This is a genomic window from Halomonas sp. A020 (genome assembly GCF_027943625.1).
GTDB classification, from domain to species: Bacteria; Pseudomonadota; Gammaproteobacteria; order Pseudomonadales; family Halomonadaceae; genus Vreelandella; species Vreelandella piezotolerans.
In genome coordinates, this window is record NZ_AP022850.1 from 2,783,129 (window position 1) to 2,797,026 (window position 13,898).

Genomic DNA, 13,898 nt, shown 5'->3' on the forward strand with positions numbered 1-13,898 from the left:
TCGGTCTCCTTGTGTGTATCCCCTATACAGCCGCTACTCAAAGCGGTTGAACAAAACCCCAAGGAGACTGAAATGACCATCCAACACATGACGCGTGCGACGCTCGCCGCTACCTTGATTGCATCCTTCAGTCACGCCGCGTTGGCGGACATGCCCCCCGCCGACGTCCAAGTACCGGACGGCAACACCGTCGCTCTCGAAACCGTCGGCGTGGGTGCGATTACCTACATGTGTGAAGCCAAGGACGACGGCACCATGGGCTGGGTATTTAAAGGCCCACACGCTGCACTGAACGACAGCGAAGGCACCCAGGTCGGCAGCTACTACGGCCCGCCCGCCACTTGGGAAGCCCTGGACGGTTCTAAAATTACCGGCACTCAGCTAGCCGTGGCGCCGAATGGCGATGGCAACATTCCGCTGCAGCTCGTCGAAGCCAACCCGGCGGAAGGCGAAGGCGCAATGAGCGGCGTGAGCTACATCCAGCGCTTGAACACCCAAGGTGGCGTTGCCCCTGACGTTGCCTGCGACGAGGGCCACGACGGCGCCACTGCGGTCGTCACCTATCAAGCCGACTACATCTTCTGGACCGCGAACTAAGCGTTCCAACACTGACTCACTTTTATTAAGCTTCGTAAGGCTAGGGACTCGTCACCAGGCTCCCTAGCCGTTATGCTCCTGGCAGTGCGACGACCGATGCGGCGCGTTACCAGGGAGCGAAGATGTGTCTGAACGTGACATGCCTGAAACAGGTAAGGCTAACACCATTAGCACCGATAACGGCCACGTAAGGCCCGCTCAAGAATTCGATTACGCTGATGCGCTCGCCCGCTGTGCCCGGGGGGAGCACGCAGCGCTGCAACGGCTCTATCAACAGGAAGGTGCCAAGCTGCTGGGTGTCGTGCTGCGCATCGTGAAGGATCGAGGCATGGCGGAAGATATCGTTCACGATGCCTGCCTGAACATTTGGCAGCGCGCGGACAGCTTCGACCCGCAAAAAGGGACAGCCCGAACCTGGATCTTCAGCATTGCCCGTCACTTGGCGCTGAATGCCATCCGCGGCCGTGACCGCGAAGTGAGCGTCGACCTGAACGACCCCCACGAACTCGATGACGACGATACCTTCCAGCAGGCGTCGCAAGTGACGGATGCCTTCGATTGGCAAACCGGCCAACGGATGGACGAGTGCCTGCAGCAGTTGGAAACCGAACGCCGTAACTGCGTGCTGCATGCCTATGTGGATGGTTTGTCCCATGCAGAGATTGCGGCGCACACGGGCGCGCCGCTAGGTACGGTCAAAGCCTGGATCAAGCGCAGCCTGCTTCGCTTACGGGAGTGTATGGCATGAGCCCTTCGAACGAACCCGATGATCTTCATGTCCTGGCCGGTGAGTACGTGCTAGGCACGCTGCCCATGGCCGAGCGCGAAGCCTTTGAGGCGCGTTTAGCCAACGACCCTGAGCTGCAAAAAGCGGTGGCGGCATGGGAAGAGCGCTTTTTCCCCTACACCGCGATGGTGGAGCCGGTCACGCCCTCCGATTATCTCTGGCCGCGCATCGAGCGCAGTCTCAAAGCCTCCGCTACCCGTGCCCCGTCATCCGTGCCCACACGCGCTCCCAGGCCGAATGGACCACGCCGCCGCTTGATGCAGAGCCTGCCGTTTTGGCGAGGGGTGGCAGGGGCAGGATTAGCGGCTGCGCTGGCCATGGGCGTGCTGTTGACCAACGTGACGACCGCACCTGCAACGCCAGAGTACATGGTGGTGCTGCTCGCACCGCAAACTCAGTCGGCGGGGTGGGTGGTGCAGGCCGCGAATCGCCAGGAGATCCAGCTAATTCCTTTGGGCACCTTCGAGGTACCGGAGGGCAAAGCGCTGGAGTTCTGGACCAAAGCCGATGATTGGCAAGCGCCCGTCTCGCTGGGGCTCGTCGAGCCGGGGCAACCGCTGCGCCTGCGGTTGGATCAGCTGCCGCCGCTGCAAGATAATCAGCTATTCGAGCTGACGCTGGAAGATGACACTGGCTCGCCCACCGGGCTGCCCACTGGTCCGATTGAGTTCATTGGCCGCGCGGTCGAAATCTAACGTCGCCAGCCGCTGTTAAAAAAAGCTCAACCCGACCTGGAATAAGCGCTCCACGTCGCGAATACGCCGCTTGTCGATCACGAACAGAATCACGTGGTCGCCGCTCTCCACCTTTACATCGCCGTGGGCAATCAGCACCTCTTTGCCGCGTACGATGGCACCGATGGTGGTGCCCTCGGGCAGGTCGATATCGGCGATGGTGCGGCCCACGACTTTCGACGACTGCTTATCGCCGTGGGCAATCGCCTCGATCGCCTCTGCCGCGCCCCGGCGCAGCGAGTGTACGTTGACGATATCGCCCCGGCGTACGTGGGTCAGCAGGCTGCCGATGGTGGCCTGTTGGGGGGAGATGGCGATGTCGATATCGCCACCCTGCACCAAATCCACGTAGGCCGCGTTGTTGATCAGCGTGAGGACCTTCTTCGCCCCCAGCCGTTTGGCCAGCAGCGACGACATGATGTTCACTTCGTCGTCGTTGGTCAGCGCGCAGAAGATATCGCAGTCTTCGATGTTTTCCTCTTCCAACAGCCGCTTGCTGGTGGCGCTGCCGTGAAGCACCACGGTGCGATCCAGCCGCTCGGAGAGCGTGGTGCAGCGCTCCAGGCTGTGCTCGATGATCTTGACCTGATGGCTGTGCTCCAAGTGCTCCGCCAAGCGTTCGCCGATATTGCCGCCTCCGGCGATGACGACCCGGCGGAAGTCCCGCTCTACCTTGCGCAGCTCGCTCATCACCGCGCGGATATCTCGCCGGGCGGCGAGAAAAAACACCTCGTCGTCGGCTTCGATGATGGTGTCGCCCCGGGGGATGATCGGTCGGTTGCGGCGGTAGATCGCCGCGACACGGGTTTCCACGTTGGGCATGTGCTTGCCCAAAAACGCCAGATCCTGACCCACCAGCGGGCCGCCATAGAAGGCCTTCACCGCCACCAGCTGCACTAAGCCACCGGCAAACTCCAGCACCTGTAGCGCGCCGGGGTGCTCGATCAAGCGGCGTACGTGGTCGGTGACTACCTGCTCGGGGCTGATCAGCACGTCGATGGGAATCGCTTCGTGGGCGAACAGCCCTTTACGAGTGAGGTAGGCGGTGGAGCGCACCCGGGCAATTTTGGTGGGCGTGCGAAACAGCGTGTGGGCCACCTGACAGGCGATCATGTTGATTTCGTCGGTGTTGGTCACCGCGATCAGCATGTCGGCGTCTTCGCAGCCCGCTTGGCGCAGCACGATCGGGTAGGAGCCTGCGCCGGTCACCGTGCGGATATCCAGCTTGGTGTGCAGCTCGCGCAGTTTTGCGCCGTCGGTATCGACGACGGTGATGTCGTTCTCCTCGCGGGCAAGGTGCTCGGCTAGGGTTGCGCCCACTTGGCCTGCCCCAAGAATGATGATTTTCATTGATTGGACTCCTCACGGTCGAACTCGACACAGAAGCGGTAACCGATGCCAGGCTCCGTCTGCAACAAGCTGGGGGCTTGTGGATCATCCCCCAGCTTTTGGCGTAACTTGCTTACCACGATACGTAAATAGTGGGTGTCTTCCTGATGCGTAGGACCCCAAATGGCTTTCAACAGGTGGGTTTGCGTCACGATACGGCCCGCCCGTCCGATCAATAGCGCCAGCACGGCAAACTCTTTGGGCGTCAAATGAATCGTCTCGCCGCTCAAGGTCACCAGGTGGGCGTCGATGTCCAGCGTCAGAGCGCCATACTGATAGCGGGATGGCTCACTTGGGGTGGGATAGTGGCGCAGCACGGCCCGAATACGGGCCAACAGCTCCTGAATCCCAAAGGGCTTGGTGACATAATCATTGGCACCGCTATCCAGCGCAGTGACCTTCTCGGACTCCTGGCCACGCACCGACACGATAATGATCGGTAGCGCGCTGTGTTGGCGCAGCGCCCGAAGCACTTGTTGACCATCCATGTCAGGCAACCCTAGGTCCAGTAGGACGACATCGATCGCATCGGCGCCTGCTGCTTCGTCCACCGTCCGAATGGCCTGTTGCCCGGTGCTGGCTTCGCTAATCAAAAAACCTTGCGATATCAAGCTAATACGCAAGAACTGCCGAATGGCGGGCTCATCGTCGACGATGAGAATGCGAGTAGGCTTAGTCCTCATGGCGAGGCTCCTGCGACGGCGTCGGCAATGGTAGCGACATGATGATACTCGTGCCGTGGCCATGAAGGCCGTCGGTGGCCGTTACGGTTCCGCCGTGAGCGCCCAGCATTCCGCGGCAAATGGCGAGCCCCAGGCCGGTGCCGTGCAAACTGCGGTCGCCATCGTTGCCGGTGAAGAACATCTCGAACACCTGCTCACGTAAATGGCGTGGAATGCCAGGCCCCTCATCGCTGACGGTGAGCGTCATCTTGCAGGCATTTTCATCGGTGGCTGCCGCAATGGTGATCTGGCCGCCAGTCGGTGAGAAGCGGGCGGCATTTTCCAATACATTGACGAGCGCCTGCTCCACCAAGGCTGGGTGAACGTGTAACAGAGGTAGATCGCTGTTCCACACCTGCTGCACGGTCAGGGGGGCTAACGCTCCTGACAAGCGTTTACGAGCAGCGGCGACAAGGTCGTCGACGCTGATCCAGTCTCGCTCGATGGCAAGCTTGCCGTGCCCTAGCCGCGTCATGTCCAACAGGTTTTGAATGTAGCGATTCAAACGCTCGCTCTCGTTCAAAATACCGTCTAGCAACGCGAAGCGATCTTTTGCTGTTAGCTGCGGGTCGAGTGCGCGCAGTGAGCTGGCGGCGCCTATGATCGACGCCAGCGGCGTGCGCAGATCATGGGAAACGGACGCGAGCAGCGCAGAGCGCAGCCGCTCTTGCTCCTCTGCCAGCCGCGCTGCGTTGAGGGCCAGCATGCGTTCCCGGCTTACGCCAGTAATGTTGCCGACGACCAGCGCCACGATCAAAAAGAACAGCAGCGTGACTAGCTGTTCGCGCTCGGCCACCGCTAGGGAGAAGTAGGGCTCGGTAAATGCCACGTTGAAAACGATGAAGTTCAACAGCGCGCTAATAAAGGCGGCATAGCTACCGACCAAGACGGCGCAGGCCAGCACTGCTGTCAAGAAAATCAGCGATAGATTGGCTAGCGCGAGCCAAGCGAATAGCCACCAAGCCACTAGCAGTGCCGCGAGGCTGGTGCCTACCACCAGCGCCCACTCCCGCAGGGTAGGCAGGCGTCGTAGTGCCGTCATGATAGAACTCCTCATCGCCGCCAGAACATCGGCGTCATCAACACCACCACGGTCAAAATCTCCAAGCGGCCCATCAACATGCCGATGCACAGTAGCCACTTGGCGGCATCGGGCAGGCTGGCGAAGTTACCGGCGGGGCCGATGATGTCGCCCAGGCCCGGGCCCACGTTGGCCACTGCCGTGGCGGCCCCGGTAAGCGCCGTGACGAGATCCAGACCCAGCGCGGCGAGCCCTAATGCTAAGACGGCAATGGTAATGAAAAAGAAGAACGAAAACGCCACCACGCTGCGGGAGATATCGCTGGTCACCGGCTGCTGGTTATAGCGAGTGGTAAAGACACCGTTCGAGTGAATCAGATAGCGCAGCTGGTTACGCAGCATCAGCATGGCAATCTGAAAGCGAAAGATCTTCATGCCGCCACTGGTGGAGCCGCTACAACCGCCAACAAACGTCAGGTAGAAAAAGGCGGCAATGGGCAGCGAGCCCCATAGGGTGTAATCGTCGGAGGCGTACCCGGTGGTGGTGACCACGGAAATGACGTTGAAGGTCACATGGGTCAACGAGACGAACCAGTCGTCGCCTTGTACGACTCGCCACGCGCTGAGTATTACGATGGCAGCCAGCAGCAGTTTGAGCAGCCCGCGCACCTGCTGGTCTTTCCAAAGCGCGCTCTTGGACGAGCGAATGAAGCGGATGTACAGCACGAAGGGGAGCGCGCCGCTGAGCATGAAAAAGCTCGCCATCCAGAGCAGCCAGGGCTGCTCGGCATAGGCCCCAAACGACGCGTCGGAGTTGGCAAAGCCGCCTGTCGCCAGGGACGTCATGCCGTGAACGATGGCATCCAGCGGGAGCATGCCTCCCAGCCAATAGCTCAGCATGGCCGCGAGCGTCAATATCACGTAAACGGCGAGGGTGGCTTTGGCAATGCCGCCCGTGCGTGGCATGACCTTATCGGACCAATCGGACGACTCGGTGTGAAACAGCCGCATCCCACCCACTTTCAGAAACGGCAAAATGGCGATGCCCATGACGATGATGCCGATGCCTCCCATCCACTGCATCAAGCCGCGCCATAGTTTCAAACCGTCCGAGAGGTTATCGATACCTACCAAGACGGTCGACCCAGTGGTGGTAATCGCCGACACCGATTCGAACACGGCGTTGGTAAAGCTAAGCTGGGGAGCGCCTAGAACGAGCGGCAGACTGGCAAAGCCACTGATACTGGTCCAACTGCCGGCGGTCAAGATGAACATCTGCCAGGGTTTGAGCTCTAACGGCACGCCGCGGGTGAGTGCCCAAGTACTCAACGTCGCGCTTAAAATGATGATCAGCGAGACGGCAAAAGCAGGGGCATCGGGATCGCGTTCGATGAGCAGTACCATCAGCGGCAGCGTCATGAACATAGCCAGTACCAGCCACAGCACCGACATGATCTTGAAAATTTGTGCCCAGTTTCGGTAAGTCTCTTGGTAGTAACGTGCGCTAGGGAACGTGGCCATAAGTCCGCTCTAAGTGGGTCCGCTCTAAATTACCCTAAGGGTGGTGAGCTATCTCACCACGCCGATCAAACATTGTCCGTAAAATTTCCCTAAAAATTACCTTACCCATAAAAAACCGGCGCTGATGAGCGCCGGTCATGAGCAACATGCTCAAGCGAGGAAACCCTCGAGCGGTGGGCGGCCTAGCCCTTGACGCCTCCGGCGGTCAAACCGCCAATAATCCAGCGTTGGCAAATAAGAAACGCCACGGTGATGGGCAGGCCAGAGAGCACGGCGGCAGCGGCAAAGTTACCCCAACGCTGGTTATGGTCGGCGAGGTATTGCTGCGCGCCAACGGCAAGCGTCAGTTTGTGCTCGTCCACCAACAGTACCGAGGCCATCGGGTACTCCATGATGCTCATCACGAAGGCCAGGATGAAGACCACCATCAGAATGGGGACAGAAAGCGGCAGCAGAATATAGCGAAACGCCTGCCAGGTGCTGGCGCCATCGACCATGGCGGCCTCTTCCAGTGAACCGTCGATGGATTCGAAATAGCCTTTGATCGTCCAGATATGCAGCGCTACCGCCCCCAGCGAGGCGACGATCAGCGCGCCGTGCGTATTGATGCCCAGCCAACCGACGAACTGGCCCAGCCGGTCAAAGAGGGCATACAGTGCCACCAGCGAGAGCACCGCTGGGAACATCTGAAAAATCAGCATGCCTTTGAGCAGCGGCGCTTTGCCCTTGAAGCGCATGCGGGCAAACGCGTAGGCGCTGGTGGTAGCGAGCATGAGAATCAGCACCGAGGAGATCACCGCCACCTTGATGGAGTTCCACAGCCACAGCAGCACCGGGAAGGGCGGTTGGACCACGGTGCCGTCGGGCCGCTCCCAGGGGATCCCTAGCGCCAGGGACCAGTGCTCCAGCGAGAAGTTATGCGGAATCAGGCTGCCGGTGGCAAAGTTACCCTCTCGAAACGAGATCGAGATCACCAGGAGCAGCGGAAAGACGATCAGCGATACGAAGCAGATCAGCGCCAAGTGCGCGCCCAAGCGACGCGCGCCAACGGAGCGGGGTTGAACCATGGGCATCGGTAACCTCCTATACCTTTACTTTGGAAAGGCGCAAATTGAGCAGCGACAAACCCGCGACTAGCAGGAAGATCAGCGTAGCGATGGCCGCCGCAAGGCCAAAGTTCTGCCCTGCGTCTTGAAAGGCGATGCGATAGGTGTAGCTCACCAGTAGGTCGGTGGTGCCCGCCGGGGTGCTGGCGCCCAAAATATCGGGGCTGCCGCCGGTGAGCAGGGCAATCAGCACAAAGTTATTGAAGTTGAACGCAAACGCAGCAATCAGCAGCGGCGTGAGCGGCTTCAGGATCAGCGGCAGGGTGATGTTGAACAGATTGGTGATTGGGCCGCCGCCATCCACGGCCGAGGCTTCGTACAAGTCCTGCGGAATGGCCTGAATCAAGCCCATGCAGAGCAGCAGCATGTAGGGGTAGCCCAACCAGGTATTGACGATCAGCAGCATGCTGCGCGCCATCCAAGGATCGGTAAACCACTCCGGGCGTACCCCAAACAGGGTATCCAGGATCAGGTTGATCTCACCGAAGTGCTGATTGAACATCCCTTTGAAAATCAGGATCGAGATGAACGCTGGCACCGCATAGGGCAGAATCAGCAGCGTGCGGTATACGGCCTTGCCCCTGAGTTGATCCCACTGCAGCAAAGAGGCCAGCACGAAACCGACGGCCAGAGTAAACACAACGGTGAGGGCGGCAAATACGAAGGTCCATACGAAAATCTGCATGAACGGACCGCGAATGTCCGGGTCGGTGAAAATCTGGGTGTAATTGGCCATGCCGACGTTGACCGGCCAGCCGGGCGCGATCCGTTCACCGTCGTCAGCCACGAAGAAACCAATGCTTGGGTCGGGGGTGAGCAGCCTGTCATCGCGACGGTCGTACAGCGCACCATCCTCGCGGGCTTCGTAGCGGTTGACCATGGGGGCGAACTGGCGCAGTCCCGCCATGCGCAGCTCGTTGCCGTCCGGGGTGATTAGCCGCAGCCCTTGCAGGGCCTCGCGCGCTTGAATGATGTCGCGCATGCCCAGTGCTTCCTGCGCGGGTGGTGCATCGGCGGGCTGCACGCCAATTTGTCGATTCTCCTGATTGGCAACATTGAGCGGGGAGGAAACGAATCGCTGGCCCTCTTGGCTCTCCAAATAGAGCCGAACCAAATCACTGTCGGGGTAGAGGGCCAGGTCAAAGGCATTGCCTTCCGCTTGATAGGTTTGGCTCATGAGCTGGTCGCGCACCCGCTCTTCCGAAAGCAGATTGGTAGAGCTGTAGTTACTGAAGCTGATCCCGATGGTGTACAGCAGCGGAAAAATGACGAACACACCAAGCCCGGCTATCGCAGGAAAGATGTAGCGATGACTCATCAGCGTGCGCTTGGTAAAGACCACGCCCAGCGAGCCGCCCAGTACCAGAAACAGCAGAGCAAACATCCACTGGCCGTTGAGATGAAACGCCAGCACCAGCCACAGTAGCGCGATCACCAGCACGGCAATGACGCCGCGCATGGCCCAGCGGGTATAGCGTTCGGTAAGATGGCGAGAGCGGTGGCGGGGCAGGCCACGAGACGCGTTAGTGGTGTACATGATGACGTCCTGAAAGGCTGCCCGGCAGCGGGCGCTGCCGGGCAATGGAGGCTAAAAAGGAGGCTACTGGCGCATACGGCGCGCAGCGGCATCCAGCGCTTCTTGGGGGGATTGGCGACCGCTGCCAATGTTCTGTAGCGCGGGTTCCATAGCGGCCCAGAAGGCGCCCATTTCAGGAATGTTGGGCATCGGCATGCCCACTTCGGCGTTCTCTAGCGTCGCGGCAATGTTGGGGTTGTCCGCCAGCTCTGCCTGGTAATCGATATGCGCTACCGCGCCGAGCGAACCGTCGCTATTGAACGTGCGCATACCCTCTTCGCTCAGCAAATAGTTTTCCAAGAACTCTACCGCCAGGAAGTCGTTGGGCGTGGCGGAGTTGATCATCGCGGTCATCACGCCGAACATCGGCTTGGCTCGCTCGTCACCCACGTTGGGTAGCAGGGCGACGCCGTATTCGATGCCGCTACGCTCCAGGTTAGGCCACGCCCAAGGGCCGCTGATCATGGTCGCTACCTCGCCTTGGTTGAAGCGAGTATCCATCAGGTTGTAGTCGGTGCCGCGGGGCAGTACGCCGCTCTCGATCAACTCGACCAGCAGCTCAGCCCCTTGCAAGGCACCCTCGTTATTGACGCCGATATCGCTGACGTCATAACCGCTGTCGGTCTGTTTGAACGGGTAGCCGCCGTTGGCTGCCAGCAGCGTCCAGCCGTAGTAGGGTTCGCTGTAATCGAACAAAATGGCTTTTTTTCCTTCTTGGGAGAGCGTGGCGTCTAGCTCCATTAACTCGGCAAAGCTTTCAGGCGGCGTTTCTACCAACGCTTTGTTGTAAATCAGCCCCAGCGATTCCACCGAAATGGGGTAGCCGTAGGTCTCGCCATTCCATAGTGCGGCCTCCCAGGTGAAGTCGTAGAACGCTTCGCGGAAGCTGTCGCTGGGTGCAATCGGTTTGAGTAGGCCGCTCTGTGCCCATTCACCCATGCGGTCGTGGGCCCAAATGACGATATCCGGCCCTTGCCCGCTGCCTGCCGCTTGCTGAAAACGGTCGGTCAGGTTGTCGGGAAACACGACGTCCACCTCGATGCCGGTATCTTCCAGGAATTGATCGGCCACTGCGCGGATGCCTTCCTGGCCTTTATTGTCGCCCATCCAGATGGTCAAACGGTCATCTTCGAAGGCCAGGGCGGGGAGTGTGGCAGTGGCCGCTAGCGTAGCGGCGAGCAGCGGCGTGAAAAATGGACGAACCATTGCCATGATGTGCGTACCTCGTTATGACGTTGTTGTTGTCGTGCACGTTCTCATACGACGTGCTTTGTTCACGGTCAGCGTCGCTAATTACGCACGAGGTCACCTCATCCTAGGGGGGAAGAGGGGTGGCGTATCCAAGGGGCGTAGAGTAAAGGTAGAAGAATAGGTGACCAGGGCTCGGCATCACCGCTGTAACACCAACCGGAAAGGGCAGCAGGCGAGAATATTTTGTAGTAAAATTACACGAATTATTGCGTATAATGCCTCACATCAGATAGATTTTAGGTAATCTAACTACATCAGATGACCTAATTATAAACAGGAGCTGAGATGAGCCAGTCACATGCCCCGCTGGGCGATCCCAATCACGCGATCGATCTGGCGCTATTCGGGGCGCTTGGCGACCTTGCCATGCGCAAGCTGTTTCCCGCGCTGTATCATCTTGACCGCGAAGGCTTGATGCCCGAAAGCACGCGGATCATGGGGCTGGCGCGTCAGGAGCATGACACTGCTGCGTTCCGCCAGCTAGTCAGTGGCGCGCTGCAGAAGCGTCTGAAGAAAGAGGAGCAGGACAAGGCGAGTCTGGAGCGCTTTTTAAATCGCTTGGAGTATCTCAAGCTCGACTTCGCTACCGCTGACGGTTATGACGCCATTCGCCAGTGGCGCGAAGGCTCAAAGCGCCCGATGGTGGTGTATCTCTCGGTGGCGGCGCGCATCTACGGCGACATTTGCCGCAACCTCCAGGCCAGTAACAGTCTGGATGACGATACCCGCGTCGTGGTGGAAAAACCGATTGGCTACGACCTGGCCTCTTCCGAAGAGATCAACGATGCCATCGGCGCCGTGTTCCCCGAATCGCGCATCTACCGCATCGACCACTACTTGGGTAAAGAGACGGTTCAGAATCTCATTGCTCTACGCTTTGCCAACCCGCTGTTTGGCACCCAGTGGAATCAGAATCATATTTCCCACGTCGAGATTACCGTCGCCGAAAAAGTCGGTATCGAAGGGCGCTGGGGCTATTTCGATGATGCGGGCCAACTGCGCGATATGGTCCAGAACCATCTTCTACAGCTGCTATGCCTGATCGCCATGGACCCGCCCTCGAACCTGGATGCCGATGCCATTCGCGATGAGAAGGTGAAGGTGCTCAAGGCGCTGAAACCGTTTACCGGTGAATCGCTGGGGCGTGACGTCGTGCGCGGCCAGTACATTGCCGGTACCAGCGACGGCCAAGCCGTGCCGGGCTACCTGGAAGAGGAGGGGGCCAACACCCAGAGCCAAACCGAAACCTTCGTGGCCATGAAAACCGAAGTGTCCAACTGGCGCTGGGCGGGCGTGCCGTTCTACCTGCGTACCGGTAAGCGGATGCCGGAAAAACTCTCGCAAATCGTCATTCATTTCCGTCAGCAGCCGCACTATATCTTCGATCCAGACCAGCGCGGCATCGCCTCCAACAAACTGATCATTCGCCTGCAGCCAGAAGAGGGCATTGCCCTTCAGGTGCTCACCAAGGATAGCGGTCTAGACAAGGGCATGCGCCTGCGCCCTGGCCCACTACATCTGGATTTCAACAGCGCGTTCCCGAAATCGCGTATCCCGGATGCGTACGAGCGCCTGCTGTTGGAAGTCATGAAAGGCCAGCAGTATCTGTTCGTCCGTCGGGACGAGGTGGAGCATGCGTGGCGCTGGTGTGATCAGCTCATCGATGGTTGGAAATCACGCGATACCCCACCGCGCCGCTACCCGGCAGGCTCTTGGGGGCCGGTCGCCTCCATTGCCATGATCACCCAGGATGGTCGCAGCTGGTACGAGGATTATTGAGATGAGCAATACACGACAAGCGCTGGCCGAGCAGCTAGCCGAAGCCGTTTATCAAGCCCTGGCGACAGACCTGGAGCACCAGGAGCGTGCGCTGCTGGTGGTATCGGGCGGCTCGACGCCGGTGCCGTTCTTCAAAGCGCTGGCGCAAAAGCCACTGGCGTGGGCGCGGGTGGATATCACCCTGGCCGACGAGCGCTGGGTCGACGAGCAGAGCAGCGATAGCAACGCCAAACTGGTGCGCGACAACCTGCTGCAAGGCCCGGCGGCGGCCGCTAACTTCGTGCCACTTACTAGCAACGATGGTACGCCGGAAGAAGGGGTGGCCGCCGTGGTACAGCAAACCGCGGCTTTGAGCTGGCCTGCCAGCGTGGTGATTTTGGGCATGGGCGGCGATGGTCATACGGCCTCGCTGTTCCCCGATAGCCAAGAGCTGGGGCTGGCGCTCTCTACGGATGAGCCGCTAGTCGCGGTGCGTACGCCCAGCCAGCCGCAGCCGCGCATTACTTTCTCTGCGGACCGCCTGCACCAGGCGAAACGCCACATTCTGCATATCACGGGTGACGACAAGCGCGCCGTACTGGCCAACGCCATGGGCGGCGACGACGTTCGCACGCTGCCGATTCGCGCGTTTCTATCTTGCCCGCTGGCGATTTACTGGGCGCCCTAATAAACCGCCTTCGCCAATAACAAATTGCTTGGAGACTCACTGATGACCATCGATAAACAGTTACCCTCAACGCGCACCGCCGAGCTGGACAGCATCTGTTTGAAAGCCGAAGTGATCCCGGTGATCACCATCGAGCGCCTGGAAGATGCCGTGCCGCTGGGCCGTGCGCTGGTCGAAGGTGGCCTGACCGTTCTGGAAATTACCCTGCGTACCGACTGCGCCTTAGACGCCATCAAACGCATGAAAGAGGCGCTGCCGGGGGCCAGCATTGGAGTGGGCACCGTACTCACACCTGCCCAGTATCGCCAAGCAGAACAGGTCGGCGCTGATTTCGTCGTTACGCCAGGAGCCACCGAAGCGCTTTACCGCTACGGCGTAGAGAGCCCCGTGCCGATGCTGCCGGGCGTTTCTACCATTTCTGAGCTGATGACTGGCTGGCAATACGGCTACCGCCGCTTCAAGTTCTTCCCCGCTGAATCCAGCGGCGGTGCCAAAGCGATCAAGGCCTTCGGCGCACCGATCCCCGAGGCGCGTTTCTGCCCCACGGGCGGTATCACGGTCGACAACGCCGACTCCTACCTCTCGCTGCCGAACGTGATGTGTGTCGGCGGCTCTTGGCTGACGCCGAAAGCAATGGTCGATGCCGAAGATTGGGACGGCATCCGCGAACTGGCCCGCCAAGCTGCGGAGCGTTTCCACCACTAAACGTTTCCACCACTTATGTAAAACACAGTACCGAGCACTCTCGT

Annotated in this window: 13 protein-coding genes; 6 read left to right on the forward strand and 7 right to left on the reverse strand. The window is 59.7% G+C overall.

All coding sequences use genetic code 11. From position 1 onward, the window contains the following. Positions 1 to 72 precede the first annotated feature (72 nt). The 3 genes from FRH_RS12955 to FRH_RS12965 all read left to right on the forward strand — a co-directional run bounded on the left by FRH_RS12955 (position 73) and on the right by FRH_RS12965 (position 2,079). Entirely contained in the window at positions 73 to 597 is a 525-nt protein-coding gene (locus FRH_RS12955) for a DUF3455 domain-containing protein (protein ID WP_139528488.1), read from the forward strand. Between the two features lie 124 nt (positions 598 to 721). Further along, positions 722 to 1,345 carry a sigma-70 family RNA polymerase sigma factor gene (locus FRH_RS12960; RefSeq protein WP_232068234.1) on the forward strand — a complete coding sequence of 208 codons (624 nt, stop codon included), beginning with the start codon at positions 722 to 724 and terminating at the stop codon, positions 1,343 to 1,345. Continuing rightward, positions 1,342 to 2,079, forward strand: coding sequence for an anti-sigma factor (locus FRH_RS12965; protein ID WP_139528489.1), 738 nt, complete (start codon positions 1,342 to 1,344; stop codon positions 2,077 to 2,079). Before FRH_RS12960 ends, FRH_RS12965 begins: the two co-directional genes overlap by 4 nt. Before the next feature lie 15 nt (positions 2,080 to 2,094). Here FRH_RS12965 and trkA read toward each other — a convergent pair whose 3' ends face one another. The 7 genes from trkA to malE all read right to left on the reverse strand — a co-directional run bounded on the left by trkA (position 2,095) and on the right by malE (position 10,664). Beyond that, positions 2,095 to 3,468 (reverse strand): Trk system potassium transporter TrkA, encoded by a 1,374-nt coding sequence (gene trkA, locus FRH_RS12970; RefSeq protein ID WP_168444443.1) that lies wholly within the window; start codon positions 3,466 to 3,468, stop codon positions 2,095 to 2,097. Further along, positions 3,465 to 4,190: a response regulator transcription factor gene (locus tag FRH_RS12975; protein WP_153844070.1), complete on the reverse strand. Its 726-nt coding sequence runs from the start codon at positions 4,188 to 4,190 to the stop codon at positions 3,465 to 3,467. The genes trkA and FRH_RS12975 overlap by 4 nt, the downstream gene beginning before the upstream one ends. Next, positions 4,180 to 5,271, reverse strand: coding sequence for an ATP-binding protein (locus FRH_RS12980; RefSeq protein ID WP_153844071.1), 1,092 nt, complete (start codon positions 5,269 to 5,271; stop codon positions 4,180 to 4,182). Before FRH_RS12980 ends, FRH_RS12975 begins: the two co-directional genes overlap by 11 nt. A gap of 11 nt (positions 5,272 to 5,282) precedes the next feature. Continuing rightward, positions 5,283 to 6,770, reverse strand: coding sequence for a TrkH family potassium uptake protein (locus tag FRH_RS12985; RefSeq protein WP_281996979.1), 1,488 nt, complete (start codon positions 6,768 to 6,770; stop codon positions 5,283 to 5,285). A 182-nt stretch (positions 6,771 to 6,952) separates the two neighbouring features. Beyond that, entirely contained in the window at positions 6,953 to 7,843 is an 891-nt protein-coding gene (malG, locus tag FRH_RS12990; RefSeq protein ID WP_139528208.1) for a maltose ABC transporter permease MalG, read from the reverse strand. A gap of 10 nt (positions 7,844 to 7,853) precedes the next feature. Continuing rightward, entirely contained in the window at positions 7,854 to 9,413 is a 1,560-nt protein-coding gene (malF, locus tag FRH_RS12995; RefSeq protein WP_139528207.1) for a maltose ABC transporter permease MalF, read from the reverse strand. Between the two features lie 63 nt (positions 9,414 to 9,476). Continuing rightward, a complete protein-coding gene (malE, locus tag FRH_RS13000) occupies positions 9,477 to 10,664 on the reverse strand; it encodes a maltose/maltodextrin ABC transporter substrate-binding protein MalE (protein ID WP_153844074.1) in 1,188 nt (395 codons plus the stop codon). A 324-nt stretch (positions 10,665 to 10,988) separates the two neighbouring features. Here malE and zwf point away from each other — a divergent pair, with 324 nt between their 5' ends. The 3 genes from zwf to FRH_RS13015 are packed head-to-tail and all read left to right on the forward strand — an operon-like array spanning position 10,989 to position 13,854. Beyond that, positions 10,989 to 12,482, forward strand: a complete 1,494-nt coding sequence (gene zwf, locus FRH_RS13005; protein ID WP_139528205.1) for a glucose-6-phosphate dehydrogenase — start codon at positions 10,989 to 10,991, stop codon at positions 12,480 to 12,482. A gap of 1 nt (position 12,483) precedes the next feature. Next, complete coding sequence (gene pgl / locus FRH_RS13010; protein WP_139528204.1) at positions 12,484 to 13,149, forward strand: 6-phosphogluconolactonase; 666 nt, start codon at positions 12,484 to 12,486, stop codon at positions 13,147 to 13,149. Between the two features lie 42 nt (positions 13,150 to 13,191). Beyond that, positions 13,192 to 13,854, forward strand: a complete 663-nt coding sequence (locus tag FRH_RS13015) for a bifunctional 4-hydroxy-2-oxoglutarate aldolase/2-dehydro-3-deoxy-phosphogluconate aldolase (RefSeq protein ID WP_139528203.1) — start codon at positions 13,192 to 13,194, stop codon at positions 13,852 to 13,854. The last annotated feature ends 44 nt before the right edge of the window (positions 13,855 to 13,898 follow it).

What these genes read in the sequence shown, in the direction of transcription:
- FRH_RS12955 (WP_139528488.1), top strand. Translation starts at nt 73, where the DNA reads ATGACCATCCAACACATGACGCGTGCGACGCTCGCCGCTACCTTGATT.
- FRH_RS12965 (WP_139528489.1), top strand. Translation starts at nt 1,342, where the DNA reads ATGAGCCCTTCGAACGAACCCGATGATCTTCATGTCCTGGCCGGTGAG.
- trkA (WP_168444443.1), bottom strand. Translation starts at nt 3,468, where the DNA reads ATGAAAATCATCATTCTTGGGGCAGGCCAAGTGGGCGCAACCCTAGCC.
- FRH_RS12975 (WP_153844070.1), bottom strand. Translation starts at nt 4,190, where the DNA reads ATGAGGACTAAGCCTACTCGCATTCTCATCGTCGACGATGAGCCCGCC.
- FRH_RS12980 (WP_153844071.1), bottom strand. Translation starts at nt 5,271, where the DNA reads ATGACGGCACTACGACGCCTGCCTACCCTGCGGGAGTGGGCGCTGGTG.
- FRH_RS12985 (WP_281996979.1), bottom strand. Translation starts at nt 6,770, where the DNA reads ATGGCCACGTTCCCTAGCGCACGTTACTACCAAGAGACTTACCGAAAC.
- malG (WP_139528208.1), bottom strand. Translation starts at nt 7,843, where the DNA reads ATGCCCATGGTTCAACCCCGCTCCGTTGGCGCGCGTCGCTTGGGCGCG.
- malF (WP_139528207.1), bottom strand. Translation starts at nt 9,413, where the DNA reads ATGTACACCACTAACGCGTCTCGTGGCCTGCCCCGCCACCGCTCTCGC.
- malE (WP_153844074.1), bottom strand. Translation starts at nt 10,664, where the DNA reads ATGGCAATGGTTCGTCCATTTTTCACGCCGCTGCTCGCCGCTACGCTA.
- zwf (WP_139528205.1), top strand. Translation starts at nt 10,989, where the DNA reads ATGAGCCAGTCACATGCCCCGCTGGGCGATCCCAATCACGCGATCGAT.
- pgl (WP_139528204.1), top strand. Translation starts at nt 12,484, where the DNA reads ATGAGCAATACACGACAAGCGCTGGCCGAGCAGCTAGCCGAAGCCGTT.
- FRH_RS13015 (WP_139528203.1), top strand. Translation starts at nt 13,192, where the DNA reads ATGACCATCGATAAACAGTTACCCTCAACGCGCACCGCCGAGCTGGAC.